Origin of the sequence: Ectothiorhodospira shaposhnikovii, assembly GCF_022227765.1 — a bacterium.
GTDB lineage: Bacteria > Pseudomonadota > Gammaproteobacteria > Ectothiorhodospirales > Ectothiorhodospiraceae > Ectothiorhodospira.
The window spans coordinates 23,112-40,024 of sequence record NZ_JAJMLZ010000001.1 but is presented as its reverse complement, the minus strand read 5'-3'; the positions used below and the strand labels follow the sequence as shown (position 1 = coordinate 40,024).

Genomic DNA, 16,913 nt, shown 5'->3' with positions numbered 1-16,913 from the left:
ATTTCCATGGATGATCAGTAACATGGGCAATCCTCCCGACAGACGGTGCGACCTGGACGACCTGCTTGAGGATGTCTCCGGACTGGTTTCGCCGCCGGAGATCATCATTCGCCTGCGCTCGGCCCTGGATGCACCCGGCAGTACCGCAAGTTCCCTGGCGGCCATTGTGGCACAGGATCCGAACCTGAGCGCACAGATCCTGCGCCTGGCCAATTCGGCCATGTACGGTCTGCCTCAGCGCGTGGAGACCGTCAGCCGGGCCATCGCCGTGATCGGCACCCGGGCCCTCTATCATCTGGCACTGGCGGTCACCGCCACCCATACCTTTTCCCGTCTGCCCTGCGAACTGGTCAACATGGCCGTGTTTTGGAGACACAGCGTGTTCACCGCCCTGATCGCCCATGATCTGGCCCAGCGCTGCAACGTGCTGCATCCGGAACGGCTGTTCGTGGCCGGATTGCTCCATGACGTGGGCAGCCTGGTCCTGTATGGGCGCCACCCCGACCTGCTGCGGGAAACCATGCTGATCACCCGGGGATGCGAGCCGCTGCTGGCAAGCCACGAAAGGGAAATCCTGGGTTTTGATCATGCCGACGTGGGGGCGGAACTGCTGACCCGATGGGGTCTGCCGGAAAGCCTGCGAACAGCCATCAGACTGCACCACCAACCCGACAGGGCACTAGGAACCGGGCTGGAGGCCACCCTGGTTTATCTGGCGGACATGCTGAGCAATCGCACCGAACAGGGTTGTTTCAGTGAATTCGGCCCCCGGAACGAGGAGATTCCCGATGCGATCTGGGAGCGCTTGGGCCTGGACCCGGAAGATGGGGAGGACTGCCGCGCCAACGTGGGCTGGCGCTTCATGGAAACCCTCACCGTCATCCTGCCCCAGGCCAGATACTGAAACGGCAGGTATGTTCAACCGGTGATGAAGCCTTCCGCCACCGGACCCGTAAAGGGCTCGCAGGACACCTGATCCACCCGCGCCTGAGCAGGCCCCTCATGCAGCCATGCCTTGAGCCGGTCCACCTTGCCCGCGGGTCCGGCAACCACGACTTCCACCCGTCCGTCAGGCAGATTGATTGCGTGGCCACGCAATCCCAACGATACGGCCTGATGCTGGGTGGAGACACGGAAATAGACACCCTGCACCTTGCCGGACACCCGGCAAAGACAGGCCACTTCGTCATGGGACTTCACGGACACGAATGATGACTCCTCTGCAAAAAAAGGCCCGCGCAAGCGGGCCTTTTCAAGGCTTTCAGCAAGACGGCGCCGGATATCAGCGCTTGGGGGTCAGACCGTACTGATCCAGGTAACGCAGGTCGGAACGCTCCACCGGACCGACGGCCCAGGCACCGCGGGTACGGGCATGGTGCACGGCGGCGTCCACATCCGCGGCGGACGGACGCAGCTCGATCTTCAGGCGCTGACCGGGGAAGATGAGGTCCGCATCACGGATCTGATCCGCATTGGCCCGGTAGATCAGCGGCCACTGATAGGGGTTGCCGTAGACGGAACTGCGACCGGAGATCTTCCAGAGGCTGTCACCGCGAACCACTTCATAGGTCATGTGGGTGGGTTCGGCCGCGGGGGCCGGTGCCGGTGCGGGGGCCGGCGCGGGAGCCGGAGCCGGCGCGGGGGCCGGTGCCCGGACGAACAGGTCCGGATCACAGACTTCGTTGGCGGCATCGCGGGTCCAGTAACCGGTGCGGACGCACTCCCCGGAGGCGGCGCTACGTGCGTAGGCCCCGCTGCCGTCCACCACATAGGCAGTGCCGACGGGAACCTCGGACACACTGGCGCAGCCCGCCATCAGAGCCGCCGAAGCCAGACCGGCGAGCAGAATCATGTTCTTTTTGGTATTCACGGCTAGAGCTCCATTTGAGACGTGTGCGAGGGGTGACCCTTCAAGGGCCTTTACCATGATTTTATACGATGAAAGCGGACATGGCGAATGGACGGTGGCCCGTCCGGCACAAGCACCCCTGTTCCAGGATCACTCGGCGGCGCGGATGCGTGCCTCGATGGCCAGTGCCCTGGCCTCCCTGGCCTGGCGGCGGGCCGCCTGGAACTCCCCGGCGGAGAGACTGCTCTCTGCCTGTTCCAGCAGACTCCGGGACCGCTCATAGGTCTCGGAGGCACGCACGGGCGCCCCCACTTCCTCAGCCGCCCTGAGGGCCTGCCGGGCATCGCTCATTTCCTGTACCGGTGCCATGGTGGCACATCCCGTGACCAGCAACGTCACGTATACTGCGATCAACAGGTGCCGGAACAAGGGTCGATGGCGGGATCTGGTGGGCACGATGCGGTGACACACTGCCTGGGTGTAAAAAAGACACTAGCACCTGACCCAAAAAACGTCAAGACAACAACTACCTACAGTCAAAACCTGTTGTAATTTCGTGAACTTCCTCAATGTACCTCCGACCCGCGAGGCCTTTTCCATGAGTCAGACTCCCGACATCGAGATCCTGGTGCTGTATTACAGTCGGTTCGGCGCCACCGCCCAGATGGCGCGCCATGTGGCCCGTGGCGTCGAAGAAGTGAAGCACTGCACCGCCCGCCTGCGCACCGTGCCGCCCGTATCGGCCACCTGCGAAGCCGTCGACGAGGACATTCCCGCCGAAGGCCCCCCCTACGCCACCCTGGACGACCTGAGGGAATGTCGGGGTCTGGCCCTGGGTTCCCCCACCCGCTTCGGCAACATGGCCGCCCCCATGAAGTACTTTCTGGACCAGAGCAGCAGCCTGTGGCTGGCGGGCACACTGGTGGGCAAGCCGGCGGGGGTGTTCACTTCCACCGCCACCCAGCATGGCGGCCAGGAGTCCACCCTGCTCAACATGATCATTCCCCTGCTCCACCACGGCATGCTGATCACCGGTATTCCGTATACCGAGCCGGCCCTGAGCGAAACCACCTCGGGCGGCACCCCTTACGGCGCCAGCCACGTGGCCGGCGCCCAAGGCAACAATCCGCTGACGGACCATGAACGAATCCTGTGCCACGCCCTGGGGCGGCGCCTGGCACGAACAGCCCTGAGCCTTGCGCAAGGAAGCCGGGAATGAAGCGGAACGGATATCACCGGCTGGCCCTGGCCGGCCACCTGGGGCTGTTCGGCCTGATCTTCCTCTGGACCCTCTGGATCGCCCCGCCGGAACAGTTCCCCCGGGCGATCCTGCTGGTGCTGCTGCTGGGGCCGCTGCTGCTGCCCCTGCGGGGGCTGCTCCATGCCCGTCCTCAAACCCATATCTGGACGAGCCTGCTGAGCCTGCCCTACGTCCTGATCGGCAGTGCCCTGGCGGCAGCCGGCGAGCAGCGCCTTTACGGGGTGCTCATGGTCCTGCTCAGCCTGGCCCTGTTCGCGGGATGCGTCGGGTTTGCACAGACCATGAAAAAACGCTGATCCGGTGCGCTAGACACCCCCCAGAATATGCTTGACGAACCGCACCGTCACCCGGCGCCGGGTGGCCAGGGACTCCCTGTCCAGTTGGTCCAGCAGGGCGATCAGGGAAGGCAGGTCCCGACGATGGTGGCGCAGCAGATAGTCACAGACCTCCGGAGACAGATCGAATCCGCGCCGCCGGGCCCGCGCCATCAGGGCCTCGCATTTATGCGCATCGCCCAGCACGCGCAACTGAAAGACCGCCCCCCACAGCAGGCGTGAACGGAGGTCCGGCAACGCGACCGGCAGGGACTGAGGCGCGGTACGCGACGCCATCAGAAGGCGCCCGCCCGTGTCGCGCACGCTGTTGATCAGATTGAACAGGGCCTGCTCCAGATCGGGCTCCCAGGGCATCCGGTCCAGGTCGTCCAGAGCGATCAGGTCCACGCCCTGCCAGCCCTCCAGCAGGTCCGGGCCGGCACCGGCGGTGATACCCATGGGCAGGTAGGCCACCCGCCCGCCCCATTCCGCCACCTCATGGCAGGCGGCATGCAGCAAGTGGGTCTTGCCCGCACCAGGGTCACCAAACAGGTACAGCTGCCGCTCTCCCGTGCCCCGCGCCAGCCCCCTGACCGCTTCGGGCACGAGGGCCTGCCCCCCCGGGTGAAAGGTATCGAAGTCCGTACCGTCACGGAGGGTGACGTCCAGGGTCAGCTGACGGGCCATGAACCCCTCGGCAATGGGGCCGGATGCGCCTGATTCATGCCGTTGAGCGCCAGTGCAGGTAGGCCTTGCGCCCCCAGGTGAAGACATAGGCCAGGCCGCTGCTGATGGTGGTGAACAGCACCAGCATCAACATGCCGTCCAGATACCAGGCCGGCAGCGCCAGTACGCCGGCATTGACGATCACCGACAGCACCAGCACGATCTGGAAAAAGGTGTTGGCCTTGCTGATGAACAGCGGCTGCATTTCCAGGCTGCGGGTCACCGCCCGAAAGGCCATGGCCCCCAGCACGATCACGGCATCCCGCGCCACCACCAGCCCGACCAGCCACCAGGGCAGCAACCCGGTCCAGGCAACGGTGAAATAGGTCCCCATCATGAGGATCTTGTCCGCCAGGGGGTCCAGATACCCCCCCAGCTTGGTATACCAGCCGTAGCGCCGGACCAGCCAGCCATCCAGGCCGTCGGACAGACCGGCGATGAGCAGCAGCCACAGCACCAGCACGTACTGATGGGTGGCGAGGGCCCAGATGATGGGTCCCGTCAACGCGATCCGCATCAGGGTGATGGCATTGGGTAGCTGGCGCAAGTTCACCGCAATAACCTGAAGCCGATGGTTTCAATACCGTCCACCGCCGCCTCCGCGGCCTCCGGTACCAGGGTGGAGCCCAGCAGGGCGGCACGTTCCAGATCGCGCACGCCACCCCGCACCTGGACCAGGAACAGGGCCCGGTCCGGCGTCAGGCCATGGGGCCGCAAACGGGACACGACGGCCATGTCACTCAGGTAGTTGACCACCCGAAGATAGTCGGCCAGGGAGTCCACACCGCCGACACTGACCATGACCCCGCCCCGCTCCACCTGCAGGCCGGCAACGGCCAGGCGCCGCCCCAGGTGATCCGCCGCCTGATGCATGACCGAGGCAATTGCGGCATCCTGATCCTCGCCCTCGCTCTGCCACTGGGCGGATTCCTCGCCGGCATAGAGCTGCATTCGAGCCAGCCAGCGGCTGCCGGAAGGCTGTACCCGGGCCACCAGAACGCCGCCGGGACCGTAACGACGGGATGCCCCCATCACGGGCTCATGGAATCCCCCCATCACGTCGGCCAGAGTCACGCGGCCCTGGTCTTCCAGGTCCATGAGCGGAAACAGCAGCGGCAACCCCCGTTCCCGGGCGGTCCGCTCCAGGGCGGATCTTGCGGGGTGATCATCGGCCGATGACACCAGGCGGCGCTCCTGTCGATCCTGAACTCCCAGCCATACCAGCAGGGCGGGTCGATCCCCGGACCAGACCGGCAGTCCCGCCTCCAGCAGATGCCGTTCCACCGCACCGACATCGAAACGCACCCAGAGCAGACTGGTGGCCTCGTCGGGACCGTCAAGATAACGATATTGCTGGACGTGACGGGGTGCCTGCTCAAGCAAGGCAAGGACCCGGGAATCATCGAGCATGTCGCGACGCCCGGTCAGCCGGACGACCACCTGGGCCAGGGCCCGGTTGAAACCTTCCATGCGTTCGGGGCGGTCCCGGGAGGCCACGCTCACCTCGGCTTCCCCAAGAACTGGAGCGGTGTCCGCAATCCCGACCACCGGGGCGGCCGCCAGGGCCGACAACAGGAACAGCGTAGCAAGCAAGCGAAGTGAAACCAGGGTTCTCATCATTGTGCTCGGGACTAGGGCTGCAGGCGTCGGACCCGTTAAAATAGCACAAATGACCTGGCGCCAAGCCCGTCGGTCGCGGTTTTCGCCCGTGTCAACCGACCCGCGAAGATGGCTTGCCCCGCCCTCCCTTGGTAACATCACCGCCCTGCGGGCCGAAAATACCGCCGGGCACATCCTGCCCGGCGATTGCCTCCCATGGCGACCCGGCCCACAATCAGCGCATTGCACCCTCCCACGCAAGGTCAGAGTTTTCCATGGTCCAGAAAAACACTCCTCCCACCCAGGGCATCAGCTACCGTGATGCCGGCGTGGACATCGACGCGGGCAACGCCCTGGTGGAACGCATCAAGCCCCATGCGCAGCGTACCCGCCGCCCCGGTGTCATGGCGGGCCTGGGCAGTTTCGGCGCCCTGTTCGAACTGCCCATCGCGGATTACAAGGAGCCGGTCCTGGTTTCCGGCACCGACGGCGTGGGCACCAAGCTCAAGCTGGCCCAGCAACTGGGCCGCCACGACACCATCGGCATCGATCTGGTGGGCATGTGCGTGAACGACATCATCGTTCAGGGCGCCGAACCCCTGTTCTTCCTCGACTACTACGCCACCGGCAGCCTGGACGTGGATACCGCGGCGGACGTGGTCAAGGGCATCGCCGATGGCTGCGCCGAGAGCGGCTGCGCCCTGGTGGGTGGCGAGACCGCGGAGATGCCCGGCATGTATGCACCCGGCGAATACGACCTGGCCGGCTTCGCCGTGGGCATCGTGGAAAAGGCCCGCATCATCGACGGCAGCCAGGTCCGCCCGGGTGACGTCCTGCTGGGCCTGGCCTCCTCCGGCCCCCACTCCAACGGCTATTCACTGATCCGCCGCCTGCTGGAAATCACCGGCGCGGACCTGGACAGCCCCTGCGGCGAGGTCACCCTGGGTGACGCCCTGATGGCCCCCACCCGCATCTATGTCAAGCCTTTGCTGGCGCTGCTGCGTCAGCAGCCCGTCCACGCCCTGGCCCATATCACCGGCGGGGGCATTTTGGAGAACCTGCCCCGGGTGATGCCCGCCGGCACCGTGGCAACAGTGGATCCCCAGGCCTGGCCAAGGCCCCCGGTGTTCCAGTGGCTGCAGCAAGCCGGCGGCATCGAGGAACGGGAGATGCTGCGCACCTTCAACTGCGGTGTGGGCATGATTCTGGTGCTGCCGGAGGCTGCCGTGGCCGCCACCGAGGCCCTGATGACCCAGGCCGGCATCGACTGCTGGCGCCTGGGCGGCATCGCGGCCGCTGAAGGCGAAGCCCGCGTGGAGCTGACCCGCTGATGCGTCGGAGTCCGTTACCCGGTATCGTCGTCCTCATCTCCGGCTCCGGCACCAATCTGCAGGCCCTCATCGATGCCGCGGCCGACGGCCGCATCCACGGCGAGATCCGGGCCGTGATCAGCAACCGTCCCGAGGTGGCCGGACTGGACCGGGCCCGTCGCGCCGACATCCCGGCCCAGGTGATCAATCACCGGGACTTCCCCGACAGGGGCACCTTCGATCAGGCCCTGATGGCGGCAATAGACCGCCATCAGCCTGACCTGGTGGTGCTCGCCGGCTTCATGCGCGTGCTCACCCCGGCCTTCGTGGCCCATTACGAAGGTCGCCTGATCAATATCCATCCCTCCCTGTTGCCGGACTTTCGTGGTCTTCACACCCATGAACGCGCCCTGGAGGCCGGTGTCCAACAGCATGGCTGCAGCATCCACTTCGTCAACACGGAACTGGACGGCGGGCCGGTCATCCTGCAGGCGAGCGTACCCGTACTGCCCGATGACACCCCGCAGACCCTGGCGGCACGGGTACAGCAACAGGAGCACCAGGCCTATCCCCAGGTGGTCCGGTGGTTCTGCCAGGGTCGGCTGACACTTCGCAACGGACAGGTATGGTTTGATGAACAACCCTTGCAGGCTCCCCTTCAATCACCCGCCGCGAACGACTGATCGGCATCGCATCCGGCGCATCCGGCGACATCGACCGCTGATCGCGCTGGTGCTGACCGCCCTGCTGGCGGCCGCGCTGGTCCCGGCGGCCCAGGCCCAGACCCTGCCCTTTGTCCCGCCCTCCTACACGGCGGAATACCGGGCGCAGAAGATGGGGCTGTCGGTGGTGGCCAGGATCACCCTGACCCGGGAGGGGGAGCGACTGCGCTATCGGGCCCGGGTCCGGCCCACCGGCATGCTGTCCTGGGTGCGCAACGACGAGATCATTGAGCAAAGCATCCTGCGACTGACCCCCGCCGGGCTACGCAGCGAGGAATACCTCTACAGTCATACCGGCGCCAGCCGGGACCGGCGCACCGAGATCCGCTTCGACTGGGAGGCCCTCAAGGCCAGCGGCACCCACAATGGCCGGGCCTTCGAGCTGGACATTCCCGACCGGGCCATCGACCGCTTCGCCCTGCAGCTCTCCATGATCCACGACGTCTGGAGCGGACAGCGTGAATTCACGGAAACCATCGTCGAGCGCAACCGCATCCGGACCTACGAATTCACGGTGGGAGCCCCCGAAACCATCGACACCCCCATGGGTGCGGTGGAGGCCATCCCGGTCACCCGCTACAACGAGGAACGGGATACCACCGTCAGTACCTGGTTCGCCCCCCGCCTCAACTATCTGCCGGTCCGCCTGGAACAGCTGGAGGACGGTGAGCGGCTGGTCCTGACCATCCAGTCGGTGGAGTGGCATGACAACCGCTGACCCGGTTCTGGCCTGTGATCTGGCCGTCATCGGCTCCGGCCCCGGCGGCTACCGGGCGGCGGTGCTGGGGGCCTTGCGGGGACTGTCCGTGGTCATCATCGAAAAGGCCGACTGGGGCGGATGCTGCCTGAACCGGGGCTGTGTGCCCAAGAAGGACTGGTATCACACCGCCCGCCTGATGGCGGCCCAGGCGCACTTTGCCGGGCGCGGCCTCGATGGGCCACTGCGGGCGGACCTGGGCCGGGCCTGGGCGCATCAGCGCCGGGTGGTCGACGGCATCCGGACCCGCTACCTGGACTACCTGCATCACCTGAAGGTGACCCGACTCGACGGCCACGCCCGCTTCCTGGATCCGCAACACCTGTCGGTGGCGCATCCCGACCGGCCGGCCCAGCGGGTCCGGGCCGACCATGTCATCATCGCCACCGGCGGACAGGCGCAGATACCGGCCCCCTTCAAGGCCATCCCCGGCAAGGTGCTCACCACGGACATGCTGTTCGACGCCCCACCGCCGCCGGGCGAGCGAGTGGCGGTGATCGGCAGCGGCGTGGTGGCCACCGAGTTTGCCTATATTTTCAGTCAATTGGGGAGACAGGTCACCTGGCTGGCCCGTTCCCCCATGCTGCGTCGCCTGCCCCTGAGCCGGCCGGCCCGGGATGCCCTGACCCAAGCCCTGGCACGGCAGGGGCTGCACCTGCGCAGCGGCATCGGATTCGAGGCGATCACGGTGACCGATGACGACGTCCGGCTACACCTGACAGGGGATGAGACCCTTGCCGTGGACTGGGTTTGCCTGGGGACGGGACGCCGCCCCCATACCGAGGGGCTGGCGCTGGAGCAGGCCGGGATTCGCACCGACGACCGGGGATTCATCCACCGCAACGGGCAGCTGCAAACCGATGTCCCTCACATCTACGCCATTGGCGACGTGGCCTGTGAATGGATGACCGCCAATCATGCCTTGGCCGAGGCCACCACCGTCATCGGCCACATCCGGGACGGGCAGGCACGACACCTGGACCCGCTGCGGGTGCCCATGGTGGTCTACAGCGCCCTGGAACTGGCCCGCCTGGGGATGGATGAAACCATGGCGGAAGACACCGGACACGAACCGGCGGTGGGTTTTGCCGCCTTCGCGACGTCCCCCAGCGCCCTGGGCCAGGATGACACCGAAGGCTTTGTGCGCCTGATCGCGGACATGGACACCGGCGCCCTGCTGGGGGGCGAGATTCTGGGTGCCCAGGCCGGAGAATTGATCCATCTGCTGTCCCTGGCCCCGGACCGGGACACGGCCCTGGCCTGGATCGCCCGGGGGGTCTTCAATCATCCCTCGCGCACGGAAGAGATACTCAATGCCGCCGAGACCCTGGCCGGCAAATGGGGGCTGGGCGACCGGGTGTTCGGGCCGTAAGGCCCTCCCCACACGCTTGGGATCACTGCTCCGGCGCGCTGGTCAGGCGCATCTCGATGCGCCGGTTGCGGGCCAGTGCCGCCGGCGTATCCGCCGGGTCCAGGGGGTGAAACTCTCCATACCCCGCCGCCGCCAGGCGCCGGGGCGCCACCCCGCGATCGATCAGGTAGTCCACGATGCGCTGCGCCCGGGCGGTGGAAAGCTGCCAGTTGGACGGAAACTGCTCGGTGCGGATGGGGCGCCGATCCGTATGCCCCTCCACCATCAGCACCCAATCGATGTCCGCGGGGATGCGCTGCTCGATCTCCCGCACCAGCACCGCCACCCGGTCCAGCCGCGCCTGCCCCGCCGCCTCCAGATCGGCGGAACCCGAGGCAAAGAACAACTCCGACTGGAACCGGAAACGGTCGCCGACGATCTGGATATCCTCCACGTCCGCCAGTGACTCCCGCAAACGCCCGAAAAATTCCGAGCGATACCGGGCCAGTTCCTGCACCCGGTCCGCCAGGGCGAGGTTCAGGCGCTCACCCAGGTTCTCCACCTGCAGCCGCTGGGCCACGATCACCGCCTCCCGCGCCTCCAGGGCCTGATTGAGGGCGGTCAGCTGCAACTGCACCTGCTCCAGCTGCCACTGCAACTGCGCCAGGTCCGTCTGGGCTTCCATCCCCAGGACCCGCTCCCGGGTCAGGTCTTCCTGGACCTGCATCAGCAGCCGACGGTCCGCATCCCGTGCCTGCAAGGCGGCCTCCCGCTCCTCGAAGGTGGTCTGCAGGGTGGCGGTGAGGGCGTGGATGCGCCCTTCCAGGCGTGCGTTGTCCGCCTCCTTCAGGGCCAGGGTCCGGGACAGCTCGCCGATGCGCTGGTGCAGGGTTTCCACGGTCTGGTCCCGCTGGAGCAGGACATCGGAGAGATGGAACTGGGATACCACGAACAGCATGAGCAGGAAGACGAAGACCAACACCACGGTGGCCAGCACGTCCACGAACCCGGGCCAGATGTCCAGGGAGGCACGACTGCGGCGGCGACTGGAGGGCAGCATGGGGGGTCAGCAGGCTCCGGAGGGTGTCGCTGGACAGTGCATCATCATTCCCGCTCCCGCCCCCCTTCCCCCAGGCGGGCCGCCGTGCGGGTCATCAGGCGGACCTCGTCACGCAGCACGCTGATGAAATGCCCTCGGTCCTCGCCCAGCTGCACCCGCAGCTCCGACAGGGTATCGGCCACCCCGGACAGGTGCCGGCTCATCTCCTGCTCACTGTCGGAACGGGCGCCGGTGGCTTCGGCCAATCGCTCCAGCACCCCCTGCAGCTCCGACTGGGTGCGGGCCAGCCCGAGCATGGCCTTCTGCTCGCCGCGTACCAACTGGGCCACCTCCGCCACTTCCTGGGTCAGGGCGATCAGCCGCTGGTCCGTGAGCCGGCGCTCCTCCTCCCCCCGAGCCATCAGGCGCTGGAGCTTGTCCAGGCTGTCGGAAGTCTGTTCCAGCAGGGCCTGGATATAGGCCGGGACCGTCCCCTCCCCCTCCGACACCAGGGCGCCGGTGGAAAGGCGGGTGAGGCCCGAAAGCCATTCCTCCAATTCGTTGTAGAAGCGATTCTGGGCATGACCCGCCTGCAGGTCCACAAAGCCCAGCACCAGGGCGCCGGCCAGCCCGAACAGGGAGGAGCTGAAGGCGGTCCCCAGCCCCGAGAGGGGTTTCTCCAGACCGCTCTGCAGGGCGGCAAAGGCCCCGTTCATGTCCTCGCCGCCGATACCCATGTCCGAGATCACCGCACCCACGCCCCGCAGGGTATCCAGCAGACCCCAGAAGGTCCCCAAAAGCCCCAGGAAAACCAGCAGACCGATGAAATAGCGGGACAGATCGCGGGACTCGTCCAGGCGCATCCGGATCCCGTCCAGCAGGGTGCGCATGGAGACGGTGGACAGGGTGAACTGGTCGCCGCGCCGCCCGGTCAGCAGGCGGGCCATGGCCCCCAGCAGCCGGGTACGGGGGAGCTGGGCGGCCTCCGGGGCATCACTGGCGCGGAAGGCCTCGATCCAGCGCACCTCGGGATTGAGGATCAGTACCTGCCGGTAGTTCACCACCAGTCCCACCAGCAGCACGAACAGGATCATGCCATTGAAGGCTGGATTGGCCAGAAAGGCTGCCAGCAGGGGACCGGACAGCAGCAACGCGGCCGCCATGACCGCGAGCAGAAAGACGCTCATCCAGATGATGCTGTCCCTGGTCTTGCGCATGCGATGGCTCCCCCGGCCGGATGATCGCGAAATGGAGAGGGTAACCCGGCAACCACGACCGCCCCTCACCCCACCCCCCTCTCCCACAAGGGGAGAAGGGCTTATGGTAACAAGACCGTGGGTGGGATTGCTGTGGAACCGGTCGGGTTCGGGTCAGTCGCCGGCGACGGTGAGCCCGTCGATCAGCAGGGAACCGGTCCGGATATTGGCGCGCAAGTCCACGTCCGAACCCACGGCCACCAGATTCATGAACATGTCCTTGAGATTGCCCGCCACGGTGATCTCCGAGACCGGGTACAGGATCTCGCCGTTTTCCACCCAGAATCCGGCCGCGCCCCGGGAATAGTCGCCGTTGACCATGTTGATGCCGTGACCGATCAGTTCGGTCACCAGCAGCCCCGTGCCCATCTCCCGCAGCAGGGCCCGGGCATCCCCGGTGCCCGGGTCAATGGTGAGATTGCGCACGCCGCCGGCGTTCCCCGTGGTTTCCATCCCCAGTTTGCGGGCAGAGTAGCTGTCCAGGGCATAGGATTCCAGACGGCCGTCACGGACCAGATCCCTGGCCCGGGTGGCCACCCCCTCGCCGTCGAAGGGGGCACTGCCCAGGGCGCGGGGGATGTGGGGCTGCTCGTGGATGTGCACGAACTCAGGAAAGATCCGCTCCCCCAGCCGGTCCACCAGGAACGAGGACTTGCGATACAGGGCGCTGCCGCGGATGGCGGCGACGAAATGCCCCAGCATGGAACGGGCCACATCCGGGGCATAGAGCACGGGAACGCGGCGGGTGGAAAGACGCCGGGCATTGAGACGGCGCACCGCCCGGCGGGCGGCCTCGACCCCCACGGACTCGGGGGTTTCCAGGGCACCGGCCTCGCGGGCCACGGTGTACCAGTAATCCCGCTCCATGGTGCCGCCGTCCCCCGCCAGCACGGAGCAACTCAGGGAATGCCGGGTGGCGGCGTAGCCGCCGACGAAGCCATGGGTGTTGCCGTAGATGGCGGTGCCCCGAAAGGTGTTCACGCTGCCGCCTTCCGAATTGACGATCCGGGCATCCTCGGCGCGGGCCGCGGCCTCGCAGCGTCGGGCGATCTCGATGGCGTCATCGGCCTCCAGGTCCCAGGGATGATCCAGATCCAGGGCGGGATAGTCCCGGGCCATGAGCCCGGCGTCGGCCAGGCCGGCACAGGGATCCTCGGCGGTATAGCGGGCGATCCGGCAGGCGGCCTCGGCCACCTCCCGCAGGGATCGGGCACGCAGATCGGAACTGCTGGCGGAACCCTTGCGCCGGCCGATGTAGACGGTGACGCCCACACCCTGGTCACGATGAAACTCCAGGGTTTCCACCTCGCCCAGGCGGACATTGACCGACAGGCCGGTATCGTGGCTGACGGCCACCTCGGCGGCCGTGGCCCCGGCGCGACGGGCCTCGTCCAGGACCTGCCCGACGAGCTGTTCCAGCGCCTGCGCATCGAGAACCGGGGTCTGGGGTTCGGACATGAGATCTCCTTTGGTCATGGGTGTGGGTGATGCTCGTTGAAGGGCGTCTTCGGGATACACTATGCCCCATGACGACCCATGATGAACTGGATGAATTCGACCGCCCCAGCCGCGGTGCCCGCAAACGGGAGGCTCAGGCCGCCAAGGACCTGGGCGAGGCCCTGCTTGAGCTTTCCGAGGCGGACCTCAAGGCCCTGGACCTGCCGGAACGCCTGCTGGACGCCCTCCGCCACTGCCGCGGCCTGCGCAAGGAGGCCCTGCGACGACAGCGCCAGTATATCGGCAAGCTGATGCGTCAGGTGGACACCGGCCCCATCCAGGCGGCCATCGAGGCCAGGGAGGCGGCACGCCGTGCCCAGGCCCGACGGTTCCACCGGATGGAGCAGTGGCGGGACCGCCTGATCACCGAGGGGGAAACGGCGCTGGCCACCTTCTGCGACGAGTATCCCCGGGTGAACCGCAAGCGCCTGGCGGCACTGGCCGCCGACGCCCGCTCGCAGCGCCCCGGGGCATCCCGGGCCCTGTTCCGCCTGGTGTCCGACACGATGCAGACATCGGACGGCCCGTCGCCAGACGGTCAGTGACTGGTACCACCCACCGTCAGACCATCCACCCGAAGGGTCGGCTGTCCGACCCCCACCGGCACGCTCTGACCTTCCTTGCCGCAGGTACCCACGCCGGTATCCAGGGCCAGGTCATTGCCCACCATGGAAATCCGGCTCATGACCTCGGGACCGTTGCCGATCAGGGTGGCACCCCGTACCGGCCGGGTCACCTTGCCGCCTTCGATCAGATAGGCCTCCGAGGCGGAGAAGACGAACTTGCCGGAGGTGATGTCCACCTGACCACCGCCGAAATTCACCGCATAGAGCCCCTTGTCCACCGAGGCGATGATCTCGCCCGGGTCATGGGCGCCCGCCAGCATGTAGGTATTGGTCATGCGGGGCATGGGCAGATGGGCATAGGACTCGCGGCGACCGTTGCCCGTGGGCGCCAGCCCCATCAGCCCGGCATTGAGCCGGTCCTGCATGTAACCCTTGAGGATGCCGTCCTCGATCAGCACCGTGGACTGGGTGGGGATGCCTTCATCATCCACGTTCAGTGAACCGCGCCGCCCGGCCAGGGTGCCGTCATCCACCACCGTCACCCCGGATGCCGCCACCTTCTGCCCCAGCCGGTTGCTGAAGGCCGAGGTACCCTTGCGGTTGAAGTCACCTTCCAGGCCGTGGCCCACGGCTTCGTGGAGCAGCACGCCGGGCCAGCCGGACCCCAGCACCACGGTCATGGTGCCCGCCGGGGCCTCGTCCGCCTCCAGATTCACCAGGGCCTGACGCACCGCCTCCCGGGCATAGCCCAGGCCCCGATCCTGATCCAGAAAGAATTCGTAACCGCTGCGCCCACCGCCGCCGCTGGTGCCCTGCTCCCGGCGCCCCTTGGCGTCCTCGGCGATGACATGGACGTTCAGGCGCACCAGGGGCCGCACATCCGCCGCCACGGTACCGTCGGTGTGCATCACCATCACCACCTCATGGACCCCGGCCAGGCTGACGATCACCTGGCTCACCCGGGGATCCTGACGCCGGGCCTCCGCGTCCAGGCGCTGCAACAGATCGATCTTGGCATTCTCGTCCAGGGTCCCCAGGGGGTCCACCGGCAGATACAGGCGGTGTCCCGCCTCCCGCCGACGCACCGGCACCGTGCCGTCACGATGATCCCGGCCGATGGCCCGAGCGGCGCGCGCCGCCTCCATCAGGGAGGGCAGCAGAATCTCGTCGGAATAGGCAAAACCGGTCTTGTCGCCGGACAGGGCGCGTACCCCCACCCCTTGCTCGATGTTGTAGCCGGCATCCTTGACGATGCCGTCCTCCAGCATCCAGGACTCATGGCGGGAAAGCTGAAAATACAGGTCGCCCCCATCCAGCCCGGGACCGCACAGGGTCCCGAGCACCCGGTCCAGGTCGGCCTCGGTGAGGCCGGCGGGTTCCAGCAGATGCAGGCGGGCGGTATCCAGGGCTTGGGTCATGAACAGGGCCTTTGGTCAGTGTCTCGTTAGAGGTTGCAGGACAGTCGGCGATGGTAGATGGACGGGAAACTGCGTCGGATGGACTGTTGCCGCTCCCGGTCCAGGGTGCCGGTCACGACCCCTGAACCGCGGGGCAGACGATCCAGCACATTGCCCCAGGGATCGACCACCATGCTGTCTCCGTGGGTCTCGCGACCGTTGACGTGATAACCACCCTGGGCCGCGGCCACCACATAGACCTGGTTCTCGATGGCCCGCGCGCGCACCAAGGCTTCCCAGTGGGCGCGGCCGGTCACGGCGGTGAAGGCCGCCGGCAGCACCACGATCTCCGCGCCCTGGTCCAGCAAACCCCGGTACAGTTCCGGGAACCGCAGGTCATAGCAGACCGACAGCCCCATCACCCCGAAGGGGGTCTCCACCACCACCACCCGGTCACCGGCGACGATGGTCTCGGATTCCTCGTAGTGCTCGTCGTTGTCCGGCAGATGCACGTCGAACAGGTGGATCTTGTCGTAACGGCCCACCACCCGTCCCTGATCGTCGTAAACCAGGCAGGCGGCGTACACCTTGCCCGGATCCGGGCATTCCATGGGGACCGTCCCCCCCACCAGCCAGATCCCGTGACGTCGGGCCTGCTCCGCCAGGAAATCCTGGATCGGCCCTTGGCCCGGTGCCTCCCGCACACCCACCTTGTCATGTTCGGACATCCCCATGAGGGCGAAGTTCTCCGGCAGGACCACCAGGCGGGCACCGGCCTGGGCGGCCTGGGCAATCAGGCGTCCGGCTTCCTGAAGATTGGCACTCAGGTTGGTCCCCGAGGCCATTTGAATGGCAGCGGCAATCGTCACGTTAATTCCCTTGGCTATTGCGGTTCAGGGTAGGGGTTGCAGAGACAGTTCCATCCGGCCGGTCAGGCCCTCCCCCGCGATCCGAATGATGTCGGCGGAAGGGATGCCCAACGCCACCAGCCAGTCCTGCAGTTCGGCGGCCCACAGCCGGCCCTGCTCCCCCGGAGGATGACGCAGGATCACCTGCCCGCCACCCCGGGACTCGTAGCGGGACAGCAGGCTGCGCAGGGCCGGTTCGGCCACCAGGGAACCGGCATCCCGGGGGCGGGTCCAGACGTCGGCATCGAGGGTAAAGACGGGCTCGCCCGCCGGCAGGAGAAGGGGAAAACACAGCAGGATCAGGGTCAGGCCCCGGCGCAGGATCGGCAACATGGCGCTACTATAGCAACAGTCGGCTCAA

The 16,913-nt window shown here is 66.8% G+C and carries 20 protein-coding genes; 8 read left to right on the top strand and 12 right to left on the bottom strand.

The window, feature by feature from the left end:
• The first annotated feature begins 22 nt into the window (after nt 1-22).
• On the top strand, nt 23-904 hold the full coding sequence (locus LQD11_RS00190; RefSeq protein WP_238615731.1) for an HDOD domain-containing protein: 882 nt from the start codon (nt 23-25) through the stop codon (nt 902-904).
• Between the two features lie 14 nt (nt 905-918).
• On the opposite strand, the gene LQD11_RS00185 is transcribed toward LQD11_RS00190, so the two are convergent.
• The 3 genes from LQD11_RS00185 to LQD11_RS00175 form a co-directional block, all read right to left on the bottom strand.
• A complete protein-coding gene (locus tag LQD11_RS00185; RefSeq protein WP_238615730.1) occupies nt 919-1,206 on the bottom strand; it encodes an acylphosphatase in 288 nt (95 codons plus the stop codon).
• 76 nt (nt 1,207-1,282) lie between these two features.
• Nucleotides 1,283-1,870 carry a LysM peptidoglycan-binding domain-containing protein gene (locus LQD11_RS00180; protein WP_008931179.1) on the bottom strand — a complete coding sequence of 196 codons (588 nt, stop codon included), beginning with the start codon at nt 1,868-1,870 and terminating at the stop codon, nt 1,283-1,285.
• Nucleotides 1,871-1,999: 129 nt separating this feature from the next.
• Entirely contained in the window at nt 2,000-2,305 is a 306-nt protein-coding gene (locus tag LQD11_RS00175; protein WP_238615729.1) for a DUF4398 domain-containing protein, read from the bottom strand.
• Nucleotides 2,306-2,447: 142 nt separating this feature from the next.
• Between LQD11_RS00175 and wrbA the strand changes: the two genes are divergently transcribed.
• Entirely contained in the window at nt 2,448-3,068 is a 621-nt protein-coding gene (wrbA, locus tag LQD11_RS00170) for an NAD(P)H:quinone oxidoreductase (RefSeq protein WP_008931181.1), read from the top strand.
• Complete coding sequence (locus LQD11_RS00165; protein WP_238615728.1) at nt 3,065-3,406, top strand: DUF2069 domain-containing protein; 342 nt, start codon at nt 3,065-3,067, stop codon at nt 3,404-3,406. Before wrbA ends, LQD11_RS00165 begins: the two co-directional genes overlap by 4 nt.
• Nucleotides 3,407-3,415: 9 nt before the next feature.
• On the opposite strand, the gene hda is transcribed toward LQD11_RS00165, so the two are convergent.
• Genes hda through LQD11_RS00150 form a run of 3 tightly spaced genes read right to left on the bottom strand, consistent with a single transcriptional unit; the run spans nt 3,416 to nt 5,743 of the window.
• A complete protein-coding gene (hda, locus tag LQD11_RS00160) occupies nt 3,416-4,111 on the bottom strand; it encodes a DnaA regulatory inactivator Hda (RefSeq protein ID WP_238615727.1) in 696 nt (231 codons plus the stop codon).
• Nucleotides 4,112-4,145: 34 nt separating this feature from the next.
• Nucleotides 4,146-4,703 carry a CDP-alcohol phosphatidyltransferase family protein gene (locus LQD11_RS00155; RefSeq protein WP_008931184.1) on the bottom strand — a complete coding sequence of 186 codons (558 nt, stop codon included), beginning with the start codon at nt 4,701-4,703 and terminating at the stop codon, nt 4,146-4,148.
• On the bottom strand, nt 4,700-5,743 hold the full coding sequence (locus LQD11_RS00150) for a DUF2066 domain-containing protein (RefSeq protein ID WP_238615726.1): 1,044 nt from the start codon (nt 5,741-5,743) through the stop codon (nt 4,700-4,702). Before LQD11_RS00150 ends, LQD11_RS00155 begins: the two co-directional genes overlap by 4 nt.
• A 281-nt stretch (nt 5,744-6,024) precedes the next feature.
• On the opposite strand from LQD11_RS00150, the gene purM reads away from it, so the two are divergent.
• The 4 genes from purM to LQD11_RS00130 are packed head-to-tail and all read left to right on the top strand — an operon-like array spanning nt 6,025 to nt 9,910.
• Nucleotides 6,025-7,080, top strand: coding sequence for a phosphoribosylformylglycinamidine cyclo-ligase (gene purM, locus LQD11_RS00145; RefSeq protein ID WP_238615725.1), 1,056 nt, complete (start codon nt 6,025-6,027; stop codon nt 7,078-7,080).
• Nucleotides 7,080-7,742, top strand: a complete 663-nt coding sequence (purN, locus tag LQD11_RS00140) for a phosphoribosylglycinamide formyltransferase (RefSeq protein WP_238615724.1) — start codon at nt 7,080-7,082, stop codon at nt 7,740-7,742. The genes purM and purN overlap by 1 nt, the downstream gene beginning before the upstream one ends.
• Nucleotides 7,693-8,499 (top strand): DUF3108 domain-containing protein, encoded by an 807-nt coding sequence (locus LQD11_RS00135; protein WP_238615723.1) that lies wholly within the window; start codon nt 7,693-7,695, stop codon nt 8,497-8,499. Before purN ends, LQD11_RS00135 begins: the two co-directional genes overlap by 50 nt.
• Nucleotides 8,486-9,910 carry a dihydrolipoyl dehydrogenase family protein gene (locus tag LQD11_RS00130; protein ID WP_238615722.1) on the top strand — a complete coding sequence of 475 codons (1,425 nt, stop codon included), beginning with the start codon at nt 8,486-8,488 and terminating at the stop codon, nt 9,908-9,910. The genes LQD11_RS00135 and LQD11_RS00130 overlap by 14 nt, the downstream gene beginning before the upstream one ends.
• Nucleotides 9,911-9,932: 22 nt before the next feature.
• Here the strand turns inward: LQD11_RS00130 and LQD11_RS00125 are convergent, their stop codons facing one another.
• The 3 genes from LQD11_RS00125 to pmbA form a co-directional block, all read right to left on the bottom strand.
• Nucleotides 9,933-10,949, bottom strand: a complete 1,017-nt coding sequence (locus LQD11_RS00125) for a peptidoglycan -binding protein (RefSeq protein ID WP_008931190.1) — start codon at nt 10,947-10,949, stop codon at nt 9,933-9,935.
• Nucleotides 10,950-10,993: 44 nt separating this feature from the next.
• Nucleotides 10,994-12,145 (bottom strand): flagellar motor protein MotA, encoded by a 1,152-nt coding sequence (locus tag LQD11_RS00120; RefSeq protein WP_238615721.1) that lies wholly within the window; start codon nt 12,143-12,145, stop codon nt 10,994-10,996.
• 153 nt (nt 12,146-12,298) lie between these two features.
• Entirely contained in the window at nt 12,299-13,642 is a 1,344-nt protein-coding gene (gene pmbA, locus LQD11_RS00115; RefSeq protein WP_238615720.1) for a metalloprotease PmbA, read from the bottom strand.
• A 68-nt stretch (nt 13,643-13,710) separates the two neighbouring features.
• Between pmbA and yjgA the strand changes: the two genes are divergently transcribed.
• The gene (gene yjgA, locus LQD11_RS00110; protein WP_238615719.1) at nt 13,711-14,226 is read left to right on the top strand and encodes a ribosome biogenesis factor YjgA; all 516 of its coding nucleotides are present in this window, start codon (nt 13,711-13,713) and stop codon (nt 14,224-14,226) included.
• Here yjgA and tldD read toward each other — a convergent pair.
• Genes tldD through LQD11_RS00095 form a run of 3 tightly spaced genes read right to left on the bottom strand, consistent with a single transcriptional unit; the run spans nt 14,220 to nt 16,885 of the window.
• A complete protein-coding gene (gene tldD, locus LQD11_RS00105) occupies nt 14,220-15,665 on the bottom strand; it encodes a metalloprotease TldD (RefSeq protein WP_238615718.1) in 1,446 nt (481 codons plus the stop codon). The genes yjgA and tldD overlap by 7 nt on opposite strands.
• Before the next feature lie 26 nt (nt 15,666-15,691).
• Complete coding sequence (locus tag LQD11_RS00100) at nt 15,692-16,513, bottom strand: carbon-nitrogen hydrolase family protein (protein ID WP_040404900.1); 822 nt, start codon at nt 16,511-16,513, stop codon at nt 15,692-15,694.
• 24 nt (nt 16,514-16,537) lie between these two features.
• The gene (locus LQD11_RS00095; RefSeq protein WP_008931196.1) at nt 16,538-16,885 is read right to left on the bottom strand and encodes a hypothetical protein; all 348 of its coding nucleotides are present in this window, start codon (nt 16,883-16,885) and stop codon (nt 16,538-16,540) included.
• Nucleotides 16,886-16,913 lie beyond the last annotated feature (28 nt).